The organism is Acetobacter sp. P5B1, assembly GCF_018811985.1.
In the GTDB taxonomy this organism is placed as follows: domain Bacteria; phylum Pseudomonadota; class Alphaproteobacteria; order Acetobacterales; family Acetobacteraceae; genus Acetobacter; species Acetobacter cerevisiae.
This window is the reverse complement of the sequence record NZ_JACRVS010000020.1, coordinates 39,096-57,509: the sequence shown is the minus strand read 5'-3', so window position 1 is coordinate 57,509 and position 18,414 is coordinate 39,096. Positions and strand designations below refer to the sequence as shown.

Genomic DNA, 18,414 nt, shown 5'->3' with positions numbered 1-18,414 from the left:
CTCTCGAAATCGTCAGACTACCTCAGGCTAAACGGGGTTTCGTGCTGCTGCCACGTCGCTGGATCGTAGAGAGATCGTTCGCGTGGGCAACGCGGTGCAGGAGGCTGGTGAAAGACTACGAGCGCTGCGCCTCAACGCTTGCCGCAATGCATACCATCGCCTTCGCAGGTTTCATGCTTAGAAACGCAGCTAACCTGCTCATCCAAAGTGCATAACACCCTCTAAGTTCCGAGTAGCTCAAAAACTAAAAGGGAGTGTCCCGTTACGGTGAACAGTGTTTTCTGCTGGAAAATATTTTTTTCTATCTCGGCTCCGTCATCCGGACGGTTAGTGTCGAGAAGCATTTTCCATGCGCCGCCTTCTGCTTCTGGAAGGGTGAATTCCACAACGTCATTCCAGCTATTGAGAATGAGGAGGAGTGTGGCATCTGCACCGCGTTGCATGATACCGCTCGGCTGGGCGCGACCATCCAGCATCAGGCCAAAACATTGCGCATGATCCCACTCTTCTTGCCTCATTTCCTGACCACTAGCGCTGACCCATGTCAGTTCTTTAACATCGAGATCCTTGTTGTAGGCTTCTGTGAGAAAGCGGCTGCGTCTTAAAATGGGGAAGCGTTTTCTGAGACTGATGATGCGCTGTGTAAAAGATTGTAGATTTTTTCCTTCTTTTTCAATAGCCCAGTTCAGCCATGAAATCGTATTGTCCTGGCAGTAGGCATTGTTATTTCCATTTTGCGTGCGGCCAAACTCGTCCCCCGCCAGAAGCATGGGGGTGCCTTGGGAGAGCAGAAGGGTGGCCAGCATGTTGCGGCACTGTCGCCAGCGCAATGCATTAATGGCGTCATCATTAGTGGGACCTTCGGCTCCGTAGTTACAAGAGCGGTTGTCATTGGAGCCGTCTTCGCCATTTTCGCCGTTTGCCTGATTATGTTTGGTCTCATAGGAGACGCAATCTTTAAGTGTAAACCCGTCATGCGCAGCAATGAAATTGACACTGGACCACGCCTGACGACCGCTATGGTTAAACAGGTCCGGGCTGCCAAGAAGACGCGTAGCTAAAGCGGAAGCGCGCGCCTCGTTGCGCCAGAAATCTCTGGCTGTGTCACGAAATTTGTCATTCCATTCTGCCCAGCTTGGCGGGAATTTACCGACCTGATAGCCCCCGGGCCCGATATCCCACGGTTCTGCAATTAGCTTCAGGTGCGCCAGAGTTGGGTCCTGTCGGCAGACGCGTAAAAAACCAGCTTCGGGATCAAACCCTTCTTTTTCGCGTGCCAAAATGGTGCCCAGGTCAAAGCGGAAACCATCTACGCCCATATCCTCTGCCCAGTAACGCAGGCTGTCGGCTACAAACTGTATAGCCCGCAAATTACTCAGGTTGAATGTGTTCCCCGTGCCGGTATCATTAATATAATAGCGTAAATTATCAGGAACCAGACGGTAGTAAGACGCATTGTCTAACCCTTTAAAGGACAAGGTCGGCCCAAGCTCATTCCCTTCGGCTGTGTGATTATAGACAACATCCATAATCACTTCGAGGCCCGCAGCATGGCAACCGGCCACCATATGTCTGAACTCAGTCGCCGGGTCCGCATGGTTAGCCGCGTAGCGTGTATCAGGGGAGAAAAAACCGATCGTATTGTAACCCCAGTAATTTGTGAGGCCTTTTTCTATAAGATACTGGTCATTGACAAAGCTTTGGATGGGGAGAAGTTCAATGGAGGTTATTCCCAGAGACTTAAGGTAATCGAGCACGGAGCGATGGCAGAGACCGGCATAGGTGCCGCGCAGACGTTTAGGGACCAGAGGGTTAGTTTGTGTAAAGCCTTTGACATGGGTCTCATAAATAATGCTATCAGACCAACGTGTTTTTAGAGGTTTATTTCTGCGTCGCGATGGAGCGGAAATAATACATTTTGGGATAAATGGCGCGCTGTCCCGGTCATCGAAACTCAGATCAAGATCGGGGTGACCCAGTTGATAACCAAACAGGGCAGGGTTCCATTGCAGGCTGCCAAAATGCCCTCTGGCATAAGGGTCCAGCAAGAGTTTGTTCGGATTGAAGCGATGTCCGGCATCAGGCTCATAGGGGCCATGGACACGCAAGCCATAAAGCTGACCCGGATGCAGATCGGGAATCCAGCCATGAAAAACCTGATCCGTGTATTCAGGAAGACGAATGCGGTCTGTTTCGGTTTTACCATCCGTGTCAAAGAGGCAGATGTCGACTGCTGTTGCGTTTGCGGAAAAAACTGCAAAATTGACACCTGATCCATCATACGTGGCGCCTCTCTCGACGGGGTTGCCTTCACGTAATCCTTGGCGAAGCGGAAAGCTCATCGGCAGCGGTCCATCCTGGCTCAGAATGCTCTTCTGGTTTTTCGCCACATGGCGAAACCGTGGCATCCATGGGGTGGTAACGCATGTCCTGTGGAGAAAATTGATAACATAATCGTGTGCCGGGGACATTCCGGCATAGGCCGCGTTTTTTGTTTAACCGTCTTAGACAGCCCGCATCATGTCCGTCGGTGTGCAGCGATACCACCAAAACTCTAAAGAGGCATGAGCCATGACGCAGATACCTGTTGCAATGCCGCCTGCCACTCTGAACGTCCTTTCTGTCGCTTCAGAGATGTATCCACTGATAAAAACCGGTGGGCTAGGGGACGTCGTTGGGTCTCTGCCGGGTGCTCTGATATCTTATGGAATAAGAACATATACCGTGTTGCCGGGCTATCCATCCGTCATGAAAGGTCTGAACGAGCGCCGGATTATAAAGCGTTTTGAAAACGTGCTCGGTCATGAAGTGACTTTGTGGGAAGGGGTTGCCAGAGGACGGTCACTTTTTGTGGTTGATGTGCCTGCTCTGTATGATCGTCCTGGGAACCCTTACGGAAGCTCGACGGGGCAGGACTGGCCGGATAATGGCATACGGTATGCGGTTCTGGCGCGTGTTGGTGCATTTATCGCTCAGGGTTGCCTTGAGCATTGGCGTCCCGATGTTGTGCAGACCCATGACTGGCAGGGAGCTCTGGTGGCGGCTTACCTGCATTATGATGGCGTGGAGGCTCCGCCTGTTTCTCACGTGATTCATAATCTCGCTTTTCAGGGAATTTTTCCACGGGAGAATCTTGAAGCATATGGCTTGCCGCCAACGGCTTTTGCTCTGGAAGGTCTGGAGTTCCATGGGCAGATTAGCTTTTTGAAAGCGGGGCTCTTGTTTGCCAATAGCCTGACCGCTGTCTCACCGACTTATGCAGAAGAAATTCAGACGCCTGAGTATGGGATGGGTCTTGATGGTTTGTTACTGACCCGCTCTGCGGCGCTGAAAGGTATTCTGAATGGCCTGGATCTCAAAGAATGGGACCCTCTGACAGATCCTGCCGTGACTTTTCCTTATGCTGTTGGTGATATTGTTGGGCGGCGTGCAAATAAAAGATTTTTTCAGGCAGAATTTGGTTTGCCGCAAAAGGCAGATACCTTTCTACTTGGGCTTGTCAGCCGCCTGACAACTCAAAAAGGTGTTGATATTCTGGCTGGAATTGTGCCTCGCTTGTTTGAGTGCGACGTGCAGCTTGCTATTGTCGGTGTGGGTGACCGGGAGATCATGCATTCTCTGGCGGAATTGCAAAGCCGATACCCGCATCAATTGGCGTGCCATCTGAATTATAGTGAAATTCTCGGGCATAAACTTCATTCTGCTGTTGATGCATCTCTTATTCCCTCCCGGTTTGAGCCATGTGGCCTGACGCAGCTGCATGCGCTGCGCTATGGGTCTGTTCCTATTGCGGCACGTGTTGGGGGATTGTCTGACACGATAGTCGATGCAAACTCTGCTGCCATTTCTGAAGGTGTGGCAAATGGCATTTTGTTCGCTCCCACCAATTCTGAAACGCTGATGGGTGCAGTGCGTCGGGCTTATGCTCTGTTCCAGCAGAAGGCTGTTTGGGCCCGCTTGCAGCGTAACGGTGCTCTTCATGATGTTTCGTGGGAGGGGAAGGCTGCTGACTATGCCAAACTTTTCCGGGAACTGGCAGGGCATTCTTCTTCTTACAAGACATCGCACGATGATATTACGCCACGCCGCGGAGATGTTTTGAAACGTCAGGCGCGTACGCTGCGCAGAATTCAGCCAGCCCGTATGCCGCCCGGCGGTTTAAGAAGCACAGACCCGGAAAGCCAGAAGCGTACAGGCACCCACGCCTGATCGCACGCTAAGCACTCCTCTTATTTGCAGGATAAAGCGGTATGTATTGCAATGCCTTCTAATTCTATACCGAAAAACCGAAAAGCAGCCGATATTGCGCTTCAGCAGCAGGTTGAAGATCTTGCGCATGGCATGAGTTCCAACCCCTTTGCCGTGCTGGGCCGTCATCCTGATGGACGAGGCGACATTATCCGTGTCTTTTTCCCTGATGCTCTTGAAGTCACAGTGGTCTCCACTCCGGCAAAAAGTCTGCCGCTTGAGCAGAAGATGTATCGTATTCATCCTCATGGGGTGTATAGCGCCACCATTCCCAAGCGGAGTAAGAGTTATTTTGTAAGGGTCAGGTGGGCGGATGGCTGGCAGGATGTTGTAGATCCTTACAGTTTTGGGAAACTACTGGGGGACCTGGATCTGCATTTATTTTCAGAAGGCCGTCACCATTCACCTGATGAAATGATGGGGGCGCATTGTCTGGAAATAAACGGTGTGAAAGGCGTTCGCTTTACAGTCTGGGCCCCTAACGCCCGTAGGGTTTCTGTTATTGGGGATTTCAACATATGGGATGGGCGTCGTCACCCGATGCGCGTGCGGCATGGGGCAGGAGTATGGGAGCTTTTTGTTCCGGGTCTTGCCGTTGGTGAGCGGTATAAATATGAAATTGTTTCTGCAGACGGTCAGGTTTTGCCAGCAAAGGCAGACCCCTATGCCCGTTTTGCGGAAAAGCCGCCAGCGACTGCATCGCGTGTTGCCGGGGCGCTAATGTATGAATGGCATGATGCGGACTGGATGCAGCAAAGAGGCAAGCGGCAGGCCGTAAATGCTCCTATATCCATTTACGAAATTCATGTGCCATCCTGGAAGTTTCCTCGCAGTGGGGAGCGGTTTATCTCGTGGAGCAGTCTGGCGGATGCCCTTATTCCGTATATTCAGGAGCTGGGTTTTACGCACATAGAATTGCTTCCGATCACTGAATATCCTTTTGCGGGGTCCTGGGGGTATCAGCCTGTCAGTTTATACGCCCCCACAGCCCGGCATGGTTCTCCTGAGGAATTTGCTGCGTTTGTAGACAGATGCCATCAGGTGGGGATTGGGGTGATTATGGACTGGGTGCCGGCCCATTTTCCCTCTGACCCGCATGGACTGGCATGCTTTGATGGCACGCATCTGTATGAACATGCAGACTCGCAGGAAGGGTTTCATCAGGACTGGCACACGCTGATTTTCAATTTTGGCCGAAATGAGGTGCGTGGTTTCCTGCTGGGGAGCGCGTTTTACTGGCTTCGGCATTTTCATATTGATGGCCTGCGGGTCGATGCGGTTGCCTCTATGCTGTATCGCGATTACAGCCGCAAAGAAGGCGAGTGGAAAGCCAATATTTATGGCGGCCGTGAAAATCTTGAGGCTGTTTCCTTCTTTCATGAGCTCTCAACACTGATCCGGGATCTGCATGATGATGTGATGCTCATTGCTGAGGAATCGACTGCCTGGCCGGGGGTGACCGCGCCGCCGGAAACAGGGGGGCTGGGGTTTCGCTTCAAGTGGAATATGGGCTGGATGCACGACACGCTCCGCTACATGCAACTGGACCCGCTCTGGCGTGGGTATCATGCGCATGACCTGACTTTTGGCATGATCTACGCCTATTCAGAGCGGTTTATTCTTCCTCTTTCTCATGATGAGGTTGTGCACGGCAAAGGTTCTCTCCTGTCACGCATGCCCGGAGATGACTGGCAGAAGCACGCTAATCTCAGGTGTCTGTATGCGCTCATGTGGGCCTATCCCGGCAAGCAGTTACTTTTTATGGGCGGAGAACTGGCGCAGAGGGAAGAATGGAATCATGACGGGCAGATTTCCTGGCAGCGGCTGGAAGATGCCACGGGCAAGGGAATGCACGAGATTGTTGCCGCCTTAAACCGCCTCTATCGCGCCTATCCTGCCTTGTATGCAGATGATTATAGCGATCATGGCTTCCAGTGGCTTATTGCCGACGATACGCAGAACTGTGTTTTTGCCTGGATGCGGTATGCGCCGGATGCCGCCCCTGTTCTGATTGTGTGCAACATGACGCCCGTGCCACGTCACAATTACCGCATTGGCGTGCCGCATGCAGGATACTGGCGTGAAATTCTCAATACTGACGCTTCATGCTTTGGCGGCTCCAATGTTGGAAATGCAGGCGGACTGCATGCCGAGGATGTGCCGGCACATGGAGTGCCTGCTTCTGTCCTGGCAACGCTGCCCCCTCTTTCGGTTCTTTATTTCAGTCCAGCGGTTTCCTAGGCATTTTGCCCCTGCACAAAAAGGCTTCTGACCATGCAGACATTTCGGTTTAGAAAAACATTTGGTGCGGAACTGGAAGCAGAAGAGCGGACAGCTTTCACGCTCTGGGCCCCGTCCAGTGAGGAGGTGTTTTTAGAGATTGAAGGGAAACCTGCTCAGAGAATGAATTCTGATGGGCAGGGTCTCTTCAGTTTGAAAGCTACTTGCGGTGCAGGAACACGGTATCGTTTTCGTGTTTCCGGCGACCAGTCTGTTCCTGATCCTGCAAGCTGCAGTCAGCCGGATGGAGTGCTGGGGGCGAGCGTCGTGACTGATCCTGAGGCTTATCAGTGGCAGTGTCCGGAATGGCAGGGTCGGCCATGGAATGAAGCTGTGATTTATGAACTCCACGCCGGTTTGCTGGGAGAATATAACGGCATAGAGCAGCTGCTTGATGAACTGGTAGCGCTTGGCATAACGGCCATTGAACTTATGCCCATTAATAGCTTCGGAGGAACCAGAAACTGGGGATATGACGGGGTGTTGCCTTACGCGCCTGCGGCGCCTTACGGTTCCCCAGATGAATTGAAAAGCCTGATCGATGCAGCTCATGTTCGCGGGCTCATGGTTTTTCTGGATGTGGTCTATAACCACTTTGGGCCCGAAGGAAATTTTCTGCCTGTCTATGCGGCCGCATTTTTTGACCATGCAAAGAACTCGACCTGGGGCACGGGCATTGCCTTTGACAAACCGGAAGTTGCCAATTTCTTTATAGAAAATGTGCTGTACTGGTTGATGGAATATCGGTTTGATGGAGTGCGGATTGATGCCGCGTCAGCCATTTCTGATCATGCATGGTTTGGCGCTTTACGCGAGAGGGTAGAGGGGACCGTTGAGCCCGGGCGGCATGTCCATTTAATTCTTGAAAACGAGAATAATGATGCAGGATTGCTCCGGGACGGCTTTACAGCCCAATGGAATGATGACGGGCATAATGCTCTGCATGTTTTGCTAACCGGAGAACGCGACGGATATTACAAGATGTTTGCCAAAGATCCTACGCAGGATCTCGCACAGGTCCTGGCTGAAGGTTTTGTATATCAAGGGCAGCTCAACCCCTATTCCGGTAAAAATCGCGGAATGGCGAGTGGAGATCTCTCTGCTACGAAATTTATCCTCTTTTTGCAAAACCATGATCAGATAGGCAATCGTGCCTTAGGAGAGCGGCTTCTGGCGCTGGCAAAACCGGAGGCAGTTAAAGCGGCTTATGCGTTGCTTTTTTTAAGCCCAATGATTCCTATGATTTTTATGGGAGAAGAATGGGGTAGCCTGACCCCCTTTTATTTTTTCTGTGATTTTCATGGTGAACTGGCTGAGCAAATAAGGGAAGGGCGGCGAAAAGAGTTTGCTCAGTTTCCGGCTTTTCAAGATGAGAAAAACCGGGAACGTATTCCTGATCCTAATGCGCTGGCGACTTTTGAAGCCTCCCGGCCAGAGAGAGTTGCGCGTGAGACTGAGAGGGGAAGGGCGTGGCTTGCCCTGACCCGGCAGCTTCTGGCTTTGCGCAGAGAGTGGATTATCCCATATTTGCATGACGTTCAGAGCGCTGGCGTGCATGTATTAGGCACTGGCGCTTTGCATGCTCGCTGGCGTTTAGATAACAAAAAAATCCTTATTCTGTTTATCAATCTTTCTGAAAAAAAATATGAGATCCCAGAAACATATCATCTGATTTATGAATCTTCTGAGAATAGACGGGTTGGGCTCTTGCCTGCGTTCTCGCTGGTTGCCTGTGTGGAGGATGTAGCATGACACTATCACTTCGTGCGACCTACCGGATTCAGTTCCATAAAGATTATACTTTGTATGATGCAATCTCATTGGTTCCATACCTTAAAAAACTCGGTATTAGCCATATTTATGCGTCTCCCCTTTTAGCGTCAGCATCAGGCTCTCTTCATGGCTATGATACGATAAGCTGGGATTTTATTGACTCAGAAAGGGGCGGAGAGAAGGGGCTGCTGGCTCTGGTTGAAACGCTGCGTGCGCACGATATGGGCCTTATTCTTGATATTGTGCCTAATCATATGACGACAAACCCTCAGAACGCATGGTGGCAGGATGTTTTACAATACGGGAGAGAGAGCCAGTATGCGTATTACTTTGATATCAACTGGAGTGTTTCCGCTGAGCAGGAGACGCATAAAATCATTCTTCCTTTTCTCGAAAAATCATTGGAAGAAATTTTAGAAGATCAAAAGATCCGCGTCTCTTATCAGGAGAACACACATTCTTTTGTCATCACTTACGAAGATAAAGTTTTTCCTCTCGCACCAGAAAGCCTCTCAGATACTGAAAAAGAGCTTTTTGCGGATTTCTTTAATCCCGAGACTCTAGAGGGAAAATCCAATCTTCTGGCACTTTTGCAAAAGCAGCATTATCAGTTGGTCTGGTGGCAGACTACGGGTGATTTGCTCAACTGGCGTCGGTTTTTTGACGTTACAGCGCTTATCGCTCTGCGGATGGAACGTCCTGAGGTTTTTGCGCGCACGCATGCCTATGTGTTTGATCTCTATCGGCGGGGKCTGATTGATGGCATACGTGTTGATCATGTCGATGGATTGCTTCAGCCTGCGCGGTATTGTCAGACGTTGCTGCAAACCCTGAACGCTCTGACGCCTGAAAGGCCAGAAAACCTACGTGATGCGCCCATCATTTTTGTAGAGAAAATCCTCTCATCTGGAGAACGTTTGCCCGAAAACTGGCCTGTAAGCGGGACCACCGGCTATGATTTTCTCGAACAGGTCTCTTTGCTTCTGCATCATCCGGCGGGAGAAGAAAGGCTGAATACCTTATGGGCGCAGTTGGGCCCGCATCCTTATGCCAAAGTCATGAGGGCTGCACGTGATGAAAAACTGAACTCATCATTTTATAAGATGTTTCAGGATCTGGCGCAGTCTCTTACGGAGTTTTTTCCACCAGAGCAGAATATTACCCAGCACGCTGTTGCGTGTGTATTACAAGAAATTTTATTAGCTTTTCCGGTGTACCGTATTTATTTTTCTGAGACGGAGCTGAGTGAACAGAGCCGTTCGTATTTGTCTGAAGCCTGTGAGCATGCGGAGAAAAGGCTGCCGGCACACTCCATTCCTCTACTGATGGCCCTGAAAAAACTTTTAAGCCAGATTTCTCCCCTGAGTTCTGACAGAAAAAGTTTTCAGGATATGTTTGTGCATCTGACAGCCCCGCTTGTTGCCAAGTCGGGCGAGGATACGGCTTTCTACCGCTATGATCGTCTGCTCTCCCGGAATGAAGTTGGAACAGATCCTGCTATTTTCTGTAAAGGCATTGAGGCGTTTCATCAGACAAACCTGACACGTCTTGCGTCACATCCACAGGCGCTGCTCTGTACAGCCACACACGATCATAAAAGAGGAGAGGATGGCAGAGCGCGCCTTATGGTCCTTAGTGAGCCTGAAGCCAACTGGACGGAGATTGTAGCGCTCTGGTTTGAAAAAAATAAAGCCTTACACATGCAGGCGCGCGCAGACTCTTCTGTGAGTAGGGCTGATGAATTCTTTTTCTACCAGACACTTATCTCTGCATGGCCTGTTGATACAGGCGAGCTTTCTGACCTTCCAAAAAGATTAGAGACGTATCTGACCAAGGCTCTGCGCGAGAGAGGTTTAAGAACAAGCTGGGCAGACCCTGATGCAGATTATGAAGAAAGCTGCCAGCATTTTATAAGGCAGCTTTTGCAAACCTCATTTGTTGAAGAACTTTCTGCATTTGTAGATCACATTTCTCCGGCAGCCGCTCTGAATAGCCTCACGCAGATCATACTGCGTTCTACAGTTCCCGGAGTGCCTGATTTGTATCAGGGGAGGGAAGAGTGGGACTTTAGCTTGGTTGATCCGGATAACAGGCGGCCGGTTGATTACTCTCGTCTCGGGAAAGATCTTGAAGTTGACAATAATCTGGCGACATTAGCGTCCAGTTGGCGAGATGGGCGGATCAAACAGCATCTTCTTTTTAAACTTCTGAAGCTCAGAGAAAATTATCCGCAGCTCTTTATAAACCCCCGCTATGAAGCTGTTTCAGCTCAAGGTGAACTCGCTGATCATGTTGTGGCATTTCAATGCTTTGCAGAAGACATGAAAATGCTGGTCATTGTAACGCGCTTCGGGTCGTCTCTTTCTATGGATGATTCGTTGCAAAGCCATGAGAAGGGCTGGAATACAACACACCTTTCCCTGACCGAAGAGGAAGAGGGTGAAGCGTGGGAAAGTATTTTATGGGGAAATTCTTTTAAAAATTCATCTGCTTTTGGTCTGGATTATTTTTATGGGTCTGTGCCTTTCGATGTGCTTATTGCGTCACGTTAGGTCATGGCGCGCGCAGGAAGAGAAGTAGGTTTTTTAGATAAATGGATGGGTGCTCGTCATGACGAGATGATATGCTCGGATGAGATGTGACGACTTTCACTTTCCTGCTCATCGGGAAAGAAGAGGAGTTTTCAACATAAAGTGACCGAGGATTTTCCTTCAGTGTAGCATCCTCTCTCAAGGCCCATACGTTGCAGGAAGGACGTTAGTGGGGATGGACGCTGAAGGATGTTAATTTCAGATGAGAAGACTTCCATAAAAAATCTTTCTGGTTTTCGAACCGACATAAAAAATCTCTTCGATGGATGGAAAGCTGCCCATTATGTTCAGGAAGAAAATGTTTTCCCTGCCGAATTTCTGAAGGCATTACGTGAGATTGGTGCCTTAGACGCTCTGTTATCGCGTGAGGAAGGTGGTCTGGATCTATGCCGAACACCGGAAGGGGGACTGGTTCTTATGACCCTTCTGCGGCGAACAGGTTACGTGAGCCTGTCTTTAGGGCGCTGCCTGGAAGGGCACGTCAATGTTGTGCGCCTTGTGGAGCTTTACGGGACATATGAGCAGCGCCGCGCGTTTGCACGCCTTCTGCAAAGCGGAATACTGGCCGGTATATGGGTTACGGACGGCGTGCCGCCTGTGACGATCAGGCAAGAGAAGGGGCAGTACAGGCTGGCCGGAATTAAAGGGTTTGCCAGCGGCGTCAGGCACGTCAGTGTGGCTCTGATAACAGCCACTACCCAGGACGGGCATTCCATCATGCTTCTGGCGCCCACAACGGAGGCCAATCGCAGGCGGGCAGGGCCGGGGACATTAACCGGGATGCAGGCCAGTGGGACGGGTGCCTATGATTTTACAGATGTTATTATCTCTTCAGATCATATTCTCGGCTCAGCAGGAGATTATTTGCGGCAGCCCGAATTCTCCGCAGGTGCCTGGCGTGGGTCGGCCGTTGCCTTAGGCGCAATGGATCGATTGATTGACCTTCTCAGGCAAGAATTGCTGGAGCGAGGCCGGGCAGATAATCCGCATCAACTCAGCCGGATCGGGGAAGCCCTTATTTTGCAGAAAACGGCTGCCATGTGGGTCGAGCAAGCCGCTAAAGCCGCCTATGCGCCCCGGATGACGCCAGAAGACGTGGTGGCAATCGTTAATCTTGCCCGTCTTGCCGTTGAACGGGCGGCGTTGGAGTTGATTACGCTTGTTCAAAGAAGTTTAGGTTTGTCTGCTTTTGTGAAAGGTAAAGCGGTGGAGCAGGTCATGAGAGATTTGATGACCTATCTGCGGCAGCCAGCACCCGATGAGGCGCTGACAGATGCCGCTGCGTGGTTTGTTGACCATGACTGGCCGGAAGAAAGTCTATGAAGGTCAGGGAAGTTCTTGAGAATTTTTCCAGATTTCCGGTTGCCTCTTTTGATAAAATTGCGCCGGGAACGTCTCTTATACTGTCACCTCATCCTGATGATGAAAGTCTGGGGTGTGCAGGATTTATAGCAACAGCCATCAAGCATGGGTGTCCACCCGTTGTGGTGATCGTGTCAGATGGGGCTGCGTCCCATTCCGGCTCTCAGCTCTGGCCGCCTGAACGACTGGCTCTGTGTCGGCAGGAAGAAAGCCGAAATGCGGCTAGTGCGCTTGGTCTTTCTTCCGATCGTCTTTTTTTTCTGGGGCTTCCGGATACAGCGGTTCCCACTGAAGGGACCGGTTTTGAGCAGACTGTTCGCCATTTGCAGGATCTGGTGGAACAGTATCATTGCCAGAATATTCTCGTACCCTGGCGTCACGATCCCCATTGTGATCATGAAGCGGTCTGGATCATGGGGCAGAGATTAAAAGCTTTGCAGCCAGAACTCAGAATATTGGCTTATCCCGTATGGGGGCTGACACTGCCCCCTGAAAAAGACCTTCAAGAGACGCAGTCCGCTGGATGGCGTCTCAATGTTGAAGATTTCCTGCATTCCAAACGACGCGCCATTGAGGCTCATAGGAGTCAGCGAGGGCTCGTCGTAAAGGATGATCCCAGTGGCTTTGTTTTGCCCGAACACTTACTGGAAAAAATGCTTCAACCGTATGAAATTTTTATTGCCTCATGAGTAAAGAAACCTGGAAACCAGACGTTTTTGAAAATCTCTTTCAAAAGAGTGATGATCCGTGGGATTTTGAAAGTAGTCTTTATGAACAAAAGAAACTGGCAAAGGTTCTGGAATGCTTCCCAATTCGTCCTGTGTCTTTCGCTGTAGAGTTGGGGTGTGCAATAGGGGTTAGCACATTGGCGCTTGCACAATATTGCAAACGTATACTGAGCGTGGACGCTTCAGAAACAGCTCTTGAGAGAGCAAAGAAGCGCTGTGAGGGAGTGGGGCACGTTACGTTCATCAAGGCGTTCCTACCGGAAGGCTACCCTGCTTCGGCAGCGTCAGGGTGCGATCTCGTTCTCATTTCTGAAATTCTTTATTTTTTGAGTGTCGGTGATATTCAGCGCCTCGCAGGCATGGTGACACAGAGCCTGACCGCCAGTGGGAGTATTCTGATTGTAAACTGGACAGGCCCGACGGATACACCCTGCACCGGTGATGAAGCTTCTGACTGTTTTATTGAGGCGTGTCGGGCGCTGCATTGGGAACCTGATCTTAGCGTGCGGGGGAGTAGCTATCGCATTGATCGGCTGGCGTATGGCTTAAATTCTCAGAAAGGCAGGGGCGCGTCTGGCGAAGAAAGCTGAGCACGCGCCGCGCGCGCTTGACGTGTTTTTCAAGATCGTCTCGCCGGATACGTGTGGGAGGACAGTCCGCGAGAGCCGGTCCGGGCTGGTTTTTGCCCCGGTAGGCCAGTTCTTTACGAATACGGCGCAATCGGCTTGAGACCATCTCAAAAACCTCGTCAATATATTCGTCCTGCGCGCGTAGCCTGCGCGCAAGGGTTTCCGCCATGCCGCCTTGCGCACGGCCAGAAAGGCGGGCTGAAACGTAAACGATAACGTCTGGTGCATGACGAACGGGAATGCCGTTCTGTCTTAATATTGTATAAAACTGACGATCTTCCCCTGTCGGAACATCTGGTATTCCATCCACCTGCGTCCAGGCCTGCCGTGTTACGGCGATACTGGCGCCTGAATGTTCGATATGCCGGGGCCATGGGTCATGAGGTTCCGGGCACAATTCCAGAGTAATCTGATCCAGAAGTGCGCCATAGGCCTGCTCTGCTTGTTCATCCTGATGCAAATGCAGGGGAATTTTTGCGGATTCAGACGGCAGGAGAAGGGCTCGTCCAAAGACGGCTTCTACCGGGTAATGAGCAAACGCTTCAAGCGTGCGGTATATCCAGTCTTTCGAGACTTCTGCATCGGCATCGGTTGTAAAGAGCAGAGCATCAAGGGGCGCAAGTCTGGCGGCATGCGCCAGGGCCTCTCTGCGAGCTGTTCCCGCGCTCGCTAAGTGCGGTTGATAGACAACCTGAACAATCTCCAGGGTAAAGGGGAGCTTGTCTTGTAGGGAGCGTGCCCGGTCACAGGTTTTGTCTGTGGTGTTGTTAAGCCACAGAACAACCTTATCTGGCAGAGCGTAGGATTGCGTTGCCAGAGCGATCAGGCAGGGAATAATGTGCTCTTCTTCATTACAGGCTGGAATGGCAATAATTCTTTGTTTTTTCCAGAAAAGGCTTTCTCGAACTGTTACTGAAGGCGTGCCAGTAATCCCATTATCAAGGTATTGAAAAGACATAATGAGCGGCCTCGTCGCAAGAAGATATGTTTTCTTCCTGAGACGTATCAGTCCCTGAAAAAGTTCATTCTTTGTTTCTGAATGAGCATTAAGATTATTTTATAATAATGCCAAAGGGTGCTGCTGGTTGGCTATAAAGCATTGTGATGCATGGAAATAGCCTGAATATAAAAAGAATAGTAAATTTTTCTTGTTTTAGAAAAAGGGAAAATTCCCATTTGTTGATATCGTGATGATTTTTTATGAAACTTTCAAACGAACCTCTCGCTAACACTAAATGTTTTGCGCACATCAAAGTGTTATAGGAGCAGGTTCATGACATTCGCCATTCTACCGCAGAGCCAGGACCATCAGCCCGGCGTTGAAAAGCTCATGAAGCCTTTGGCTGTCCATATCCGTCATGATTACAAAGGAAGCGGAAAGCTTGAAGGGAAAAAGGCTCTTGTTACTGGGGGTGACAGCGGTATTGGCCGCGCAGCAGCTCTTCATTTTGCGCGAGAAGGGGCCGATGTTTCCATTCTTTATTTCGATGAGCATGAAGATGCGCAGGAAACAGTACGGCTGATTGAAGCAGAAGGGCGCAAAGCGCTGGCGATTGCGGGCGATGTTGCAAGCAGTTCTTTTTGTAATGATGCTGTTGCGGAAACGGTGAAGATACTGGGCGGCCTTGATATCATCGTGAACAATGCCGGCGTACAATATGTCAGTGAAGATCTGACAGATATTACGGATGAGGTCTGGCAGCATCATATGAATGTGAATATCAACGGCTATTTTTATATAACCCGGGCCGCTTTGCCGCATTTAAAAAAAGGCGCTGCGATTATCTCGACATCCTCCATTAACGCTTTTGCAGGCAATAAATCTCTGGTTGCCTATACGACGACTAAAGCTGCTGAGATGGGCTTTACGCGCGCTCTTGCGCTGCAGCTTGCCGACAAAGGCATACGTGTTAATGCCGTAGCACCGGGGCCGGTCTGGACGCCTCTCCAGCCTGCCAGTTGGGGCCCGCTTGATCCAGAGGCCGTGGCTGATCTGGGAGCCGATACGCCATTGGGTCGCTGCGGGCAGCCTGCAGAGCTTGGACCTGCTTATGTTTATCTTGCGTCGGAGGACTCAAGTTTTGTGACAGGTCAGACCTTGCATGTGAATGGCGGAAGAATCGTCAATGGTTGAAATGCTGCCATCTCTGATGGTTCCGGCATCAAGCTGGTTGCGCTCTACGCCGCATCACTACTGGCTGGAACATCAGGGGTTAAGGCTGCTTGATTTTTCCAAAGCCTCCCGATTGAGCGTCGGCTTTGGTCCTTTGGATAACAAAGGCTTACTTGTCCCCCATGCGCAGCCAGATACGACGCTGACGGCCCGAACGACGCATTCTTACGCTATCGGTGGTCTGCGTGGTGTGCCGGGGTGTCTGGCTGTGGCCGAGCATGGCGTGCAGTCGCTTCTCGGACCGTTGCGTGATGCAGAGCACGGAGGGTGGTTCGGAGGCCTGACAAACGGTAGCCCGACACAGGAACAAACCCGGAAGCAGAACTATTTGCACGCATTTGTATGCCTCGTGGGCTCGACAGCTGTCGTGGCAGGGCTTCCGGGCGCTGCGCAGCTTTTGGAACAGGCAGCAACGGTGTGGGAAAAGCGTTTCTGGAGTGAAGAAGAAGGAGTTTTTCGCGAAAGCTTTTCTGCCAGCTGGTCTGATGAAGAAAATTACCGGGGTGCTAATTCCAACATGCACTCAGTAGAGGCTTGCATGGCCCTTGCGGATGTGACCGGTGATCCTATCTGGCGGCATCGCGCTTTGCGCATCGTCAAACGCTTTATTCACGATCTGGCACGGGAAGCGGATTACGTCGTGCGTGAGCACTATGACCGCCAGTGGCACTATTTGCCAAACTACCATCAGGATAAGCCCGCTGATGATTTACGTCCTTATGGGTTAACGCCTGGCCATTTTGTGGAATGGGCCCATTTGCTCCTTAAGCTTGAGGCTGCGTTCCTGCGTGAAGAAGGGGATGCTCCGGCATGGCTGCTTACGGACAGCATCGCACTTTTTGAAAAAGGGATGTCTGTAGGGTGGAGCACGAACGGGAAGGGAGGCCTTCTTTACACCGTGGATAATGATCTGGTTCCCGTGATCGAAAACCGACCCCATTGGGTGCAGGCTGAAGCGTTGACCGCCGCAGCAGCCCTTTTAAAACGCACTGGCCATGCCCGATATGAAACATGGTATCGGACAATCTGGGATTATATTGATCTTTGCATGATTGATCGCAAAGAGGGGGGCTGGATTCAGGAAGTTGATGCCGATAACCAGCCCTCTGAAGTTGTTTATCCCGGCAAGGCTGATCTCTATCACGCCTGGCAGTCTACCCTCACGCCTCTTTTGCCGTTATCTCCCAGCTTTGCGACAGCGGCGCGTGATCTGTTTTGAGGGAAAACTCTCGCAGATTATTTGCCAGATAATTTACTTGCCAGACGATCAAATGCAGGCTGGTAAATCTGGACAGGCATGCGCGTCTGCATTGCAGAAGCATGGTCGGGATCAGCTTCAAACTGTCCTTTCCAGCGGATAAAGGTGCGGTCACCATCTGTTACGGGCAACAGCGTGATTGTCGAACGATAGTTCCAGATCGGCAGTGCTGATTCAATGATCGAAAATGTCACCGCATGATCGGTGTCGGACAGGGCAAGAAGCTGTTCGCGGATAAGTCCGACATCGCCCATCTCAAGGGACCGGATGGCACCGACGCGATCACCCGGATCGTTCCCTTCGATCTTGCAGCTTTTCACACCCGGCAACCATGCCCCAATGGCGCCGAAATCCCGGATAAGGGGCCAGACGGAGGCAATGGGGGTATTGAGAACACTGCTGGCCATGACATCTATCATCGTATTTTTCCTCATCATCACTGGATGGTCTTAAAGTGACTGGCCGCCGGTGACTTCGATCCGTTGACCGTTCACCCAGCGCATGTTGTCGGACAGTAATGCCGCAACGGCAGAACCAATGTCATCCGGTTGCCCGACACGCCCGAGGGGGGTGATCTCTGCCAGACTGTTGTTAACCTCAGCATTGTCTCGCACCAGCCCACCACCAAAGTCAGATGCAATGGCGCCGGGGGCTACGGCATTGACGGTAATGCGGCGTTCGCCCAGTTCTTTTGCCATGTAAAGCGAGATCACTTCGGTTGCGCCTTTCATGGCTGAATAGGGGCCATGATCCGGAAGATAGAAACGCGTGGCTGCCGAGGTGATATTGAGAATATGGCCGCCATCACAGAGCAGCGGCAGAAGGGCTGCGGTCAGCAGATATGGCCCCTTGAAGTGAATATTGTACTGGTTGTCGAGTTGTTCGGGTGTCGCCGCATCAAAGCGGGTGTGAATGATATTCCCGGCGTTTTGCACAATGTATTTCAATGTGCTCTGAGAAAAGTCTTCATCAAGGAGTTTTCTGACCTGCGCCGTAAAGGTCGCAAAAGTGGTGTGGTCTGAAATATCCAGTTTCAGCATACGCAGTTTAGAATTTTCGGTGCTAAGTGCAGCCTCGGCAGCTTTTGCCTCGGCTTCATTGGTAAGATAGGTGCCAAGCACATCAATGCCTGCTGCAATGAGATGTTTTGCGATACTATAACCGATCCCGCGATTGGCACCTGTAACAAGAGCTGCATATTTCTGGTTCATGACCGGTTTCCTTTGAGGGAGTTTGTAGGGCACAGACTGCCGGAATGAGTCGGTTACACTTAAAGACTAACCGATACATAAATAGGGAAGGGTAATCCGTCAAGGAATTACGGACCATTTGATATAGATATTACCTCAACAGGATATGTGCCAACGGTCCT

General features: G+C 50.9%; 14 protein-coding genes. 10 read left to right on the top strand and 4 right to left on the bottom strand.

The window, feature by feature from the left end; all coding sequences use genetic code 11:
* The coding region (locus KP703_RS11615) for a transposase (protein WP_215755036.1) at positions 1–215 on the top strand (215 nt) is incomplete at its 5' end.
* Positions 216–221: 6 nt separating this feature from the next.
* Here KP703_RS11615 and glgX read toward each other — a convergent pair.
* Positions 222–2,342: a glycogen debranching protein GlgX gene (gene glgX / locus KP703_RS11610; RefSeq protein ID WP_373687488.1), complete on the bottom strand. Its 2,121-nt coding sequence runs from the start codon at positions 2,340–2,342 to the stop codon at positions 222–224.
* Between the two features lie 229 nt (positions 2,343–2,571).
* Here glgX and glgA point away from each other — a divergent pair, with 229 nt between their 5' ends.
* The 7 genes from glgA to KP703_RS11575 all read left to right on the top strand — a co-directional run bounded on the left by glgA (position 2,572) and on the right by KP703_RS11575 (position 13,572).
* Positions 2,572–4,209: a glycogen synthase GlgA gene (gene glgA / locus KP703_RS11605; RefSeq protein ID WP_215755034.1), complete on the top strand. Its 1,638-nt coding sequence runs from the start codon at positions 2,572–2,574 to the stop codon at positions 4,207–4,209.
* A gap of 51 nt (positions 4,210–4,260) precedes the next feature.
* Positions 4,261–6,489 carry a 1,4-alpha-glucan branching protein GlgB gene (glgB, locus tag KP703_RS11600; RefSeq protein WP_215755033.1) on the top strand — a complete coding sequence of 743 codons (2,229 nt, stop codon included), beginning with the start codon at positions 4,261–4,263 and terminating at the stop codon, positions 6,487–6,489.
* Positions 6,490–6,522: 33 nt separating this feature from the next.
* Complete coding sequence (gene treZ, locus KP703_RS11595; protein WP_215755032.1) at positions 6,523–8,280, top strand: malto-oligosyltrehalose trehalohydrolase; 1,758 nt, start codon at positions 6,523–6,525, stop codon at positions 8,278–8,280.
* Positions 8,277–10,853 (top strand): malto-oligosyltrehalose synthase, encoded by a 2,577-nt coding sequence (gene treY / locus KP703_RS11590; RefSeq protein ID WP_215755031.1) that lies wholly within the window; start codon positions 8,277–8,279, stop codon positions 10,851–10,853. Before treZ ends, treY begins: the two co-directional genes overlap by 4 nt.
* 228 nt (positions 10,854–11,081) lie before the next feature.
* Positions 11,082–12,215 (top strand): acyl-CoA dehydrogenase family protein, encoded by a 1,134-nt coding sequence (locus tag KP703_RS11585; protein WP_215755030.1) that lies wholly within the window; start codon positions 11,082–11,084, stop codon positions 12,213–12,215.
* Positions 12,212–12,943 carry a PIG-L deacetylase family protein gene (locus KP703_RS11580; RefSeq protein ID WP_215755029.1) on the top strand — a complete coding sequence of 244 codons (732 nt, stop codon included), beginning with the start codon at positions 12,212–12,214 and terminating at the stop codon, positions 12,941–12,943. The genes KP703_RS11585 and KP703_RS11580 overlap by 4 nt, the downstream gene beginning before the upstream one ends.
* Positions 12,940–13,572, top strand: coding sequence for a class I SAM-dependent methyltransferase (locus tag KP703_RS11575; RefSeq protein ID WP_215755028.1), 633 nt, complete (start codon positions 12,940–12,942; stop codon positions 13,570–13,572). Before KP703_RS11580 ends, KP703_RS11575 begins: the two co-directional genes overlap by 4 nt.
* Here KP703_RS11575 and KP703_RS11570 read toward each other — a convergent pair.
* On the bottom strand, positions 13,481–14,569 hold the full coding sequence (locus tag KP703_RS11570; RefSeq protein WP_215755027.1) for a glycosyltransferase family 2 protein: 1,089 nt from the start codon (positions 14,567–14,569) through the stop codon (positions 13,481–13,483). The two genes, KP703_RS11575 and KP703_RS11570, sit on opposite strands and share 92 nt — an antisense overlap.
* 315 nt (positions 14,570–14,884) lie before the next feature.
* Here KP703_RS11570 and KP703_RS11565 point away from each other — a divergent pair, with 315 nt between their 5' ends.
* A complete protein-coding gene (locus KP703_RS11565; protein ID WP_215755026.1) occupies positions 14,885–15,745 on the top strand; it encodes a glucose 1-dehydrogenase in 861 nt (286 codons plus the stop codon).
* Positions 15,738–17,003, top strand: a complete 1,266-nt coding sequence (locus KP703_RS11560; protein WP_215755025.1) for an AGE family epimerase/isomerase — start codon at positions 15,738–15,740, stop codon at positions 17,001–17,003. The genes KP703_RS11565 and KP703_RS11560 overlap by 8 nt, the downstream gene beginning before the upstream one ends.
* A gap of 17 nt (positions 17,004–17,020) precedes the next feature.
* Here the strand turns inward: KP703_RS11560 and KP703_RS11555 are convergent, their stop codons facing one another.
* Both KP703_RS11555 and KP703_RS11550 read right to left on the bottom strand, forming a co-directional pair.
* Positions 17,021–17,461 carry an SRPBCC family protein gene (locus KP703_RS11555; protein ID WP_215755024.1) on the bottom strand — a complete coding sequence of 147 codons (441 nt, stop codon included), beginning with the start codon at positions 17,459–17,461 and terminating at the stop codon, positions 17,021–17,023.
* A 30-nt stretch (positions 17,462–17,491) separates the two neighbouring features.
* Positions 17,492–18,253, bottom strand: coding sequence for an SDR family NAD(P)-dependent oxidoreductase (locus tag KP703_RS11550; protein ID WP_215755023.1), 762 nt, complete (start codon positions 18,251–18,253; stop codon positions 17,492–17,494).
* Between the last annotated feature and the right edge of the window lie 161 nt (positions 18,254–18,414).

What these genes read in the sequence shown, in the direction of transcription:
- glgX (WP_373687488.1), bottom strand. Translation starts at nt 2,342, where the DNA reads ATGAGCTTTCCGCTTCGCCAAGGATTACGTGAAGGCAACCCCGTCGAG.
- glgA (WP_215755034.1), top strand. Translation starts at nt 2,572, where the DNA reads ATGACGCAGATACCTGTTGCAATGCCGCCTGCCACTCTGAACGTCCTT.
- glgB (WP_215755033.1), top strand. Translation starts at nt 4,261, where the DNA reads ATGCCTTCTAATTCTATACCGAAAAACCGAAAAGCAGCCGATATTGCG.
- treZ (WP_215755032.1), top strand. Translation starts at nt 6,523, where the DNA reads ATGCAGACATTTCGGTTTAGAAAAACATTTGGTGCGGAACTGGAAGCA.
- KP703_RS11585 (WP_215755030.1), top strand. Translation starts at nt 11,082, where the DNA reads ATGTTAATTTCAGATGAGAAGACTTCCATAAAAAATCTTTCTGGTTTT.
- KP703_RS11580 (WP_215755029.1), top strand. Translation starts at nt 12,212, where the DNA reads ATGAAGGTCAGGGAAGTTCTTGAGAATTTTTCCAGATTTCCGGTTGCC.
- KP703_RS11575 (WP_215755028.1), top strand. Translation starts at nt 12,940, where the DNA reads ATGAGTAAAGAAACCTGGAAACCAGACGTTTTTGAAAATCTCTTTCAA.
- KP703_RS11570 (WP_215755027.1), bottom strand. Translation starts at nt 14,569, where the DNA reads ATGTCTTTTCAATACCTTGATAATGGGATTACTGGCACGCCTTCAGTA.
- KP703_RS11565 (WP_215755026.1), top strand. Translation starts at nt 14,885, where the DNA reads ATGACATTCGCCATTCTACCGCAGAGCCAGGACCATCAGCCCGGCGTT.
- KP703_RS11560 (WP_215755025.1), top strand. Translation starts at nt 15,738, where the DNA reads ATGGTTGAAATGCTGCCATCTCTGATGGTTCCGGCATCAAGCTGGTTG.
- KP703_RS11555 (WP_215755024.1), bottom strand. Translation starts at nt 17,461, where the DNA reads ATGATAGATGTCATGGCCAGCAGTGTTCTCAATACCCCCATTGCCTCC.
- KP703_RS11550 (WP_215755023.1), bottom strand. Translation starts at nt 18,253, where the DNA reads ATGAACCAGAAATATGCAGCTCTTGTTACAGGTGCCAATCGCGGGATC.